General features: G+C 73.8%; 2 protein-coding genes. Both read right to left on the reverse strand.

Annotated elements, in window-relative coordinates; genetic code table 11:
• The coding region (locus ESO86_RS17200) for a serine hydrolase domain-containing protein (RefSeq protein ID WP_165308298.1) at window positions 1-674 on the reverse strand (674 nt) is incomplete at its 3' end.
• Window positions 675-705: 31 nt separating this feature from the next.
• On the reverse strand, window positions 706-1258 hold a 553-nt coding region (locus ESO86_RS19465), incomplete at its 5' end, for a hypothetical protein (protein ID WP_165308300.1).

The raw sequence follows: 1258 nt of genomic DNA on the forward strand, positions 1-1258 counted from the left end.
TCGTCGGCGGAATCGGCGTCGGCCCCGTCCATGCCGAGGGGCGCGAGCAGTCGATCGCGCACGAGCGTCGCGTAGTCGGTGCCCGCGGCGGCGGCGAGCGCGTGCCCCAGCAGCGCCGCGCCGAGGGAGCTGTAGACCGCGCGACCGGTGGGTTCCGCCGACTCGCGGGCGGCGAGCGCGAGGAGCTCGTCGACCGTGAGGGGTGGGAGCGACCTGCCCGTCGCGACCGTCTCGCTGATCGCGATCAGGAGGTCCTCGTCGCTCGTGATCGTCGGCAGCCCGGACCGGTGCGTCGCGAGTTCCTCGAGCGTGCGTTCGGCCACCGGCGCGTCGCCGAGCGGCAGGTACCGGCCGACCGGGTCGTCGAGCGCCACCTCGCCGCGGTCGACCGCGATCGGCAGGAGCAGCCCGGTGAGCAGCTTCGCGATCGAGCCGACCTCGAACACGGTCTCCTCGTCGGCGGCCACGTACCCCGTGTGCAGGCCGTCCTCCTCCACGATCGCGGCGGCGGCGCGATCGTGATCGCCGCCGAAGTGCTCCTCGAGCCGGCGGATCAGGCCCGGATCGAGCTCCGCCTCGTAGAACTCGATGCAGCCCGCGAGCGCGAGGGTGACCATGGCGAGCACCGCGGCGAGGGCGGTGCGCCGAAGCCGAACGGCGAGCCGCACGCCCATGCTCGCAGGCTACGCCTGCTCGGGGCCGTCGTCACCGGCTGCGTCGCCCCGGTCTCGGCTGTCGCGCGAACGCGCGCGCGGGACGGCTGGAGAGCGCGAGCAGCACGATGATGTCGAGCGCGACGGTGACGAGCGTCGTGCGCACGGTGACCTCGACGCTGCCCGTGAAGGACTCGGTCGCGGCCACGGTGATGTTGACCGTCGAGAGCAGCATCACGATGATCCGCGAGAGGTTGCCGCCGAACCAGATCCGGACGGCGAGCACCAGCTGGACGACGAGGAGGCCGCCCATCACCACGAGCAGGACCGCGAGCGCGAGCTGCGACGCCTCCTCCGTCTGCGGCGCCGAGTCCGCGTCGACGCCGAGGTCCTGCTGCAGCACCTCGTCCCACTGGAGCGCGAGTGCGACGAGCCAGACGATGCCGGCCAGCACCCGGAGCACGACGACGCCGGCACCGAACGCCGTCGCGCCCGGTCGCGGCATCCGAGCTGGAACGGGCTGCGCCTCGGCGAGCCGGAGCGGCGGCTCGAATGCGATCCGCTTCTCGACCGTTCGCGCCGCGGCCGGGGCCGCAGCGGCCGGC

This window comes from Agromyces binzhouensis, from assembly GCF_004135055.1.
GTDB lineage: Bacteria > Actinomycetota > Actinomycetes > Actinomycetales > Microbacteriaceae > Agromyces > Agromyces binzhouensis.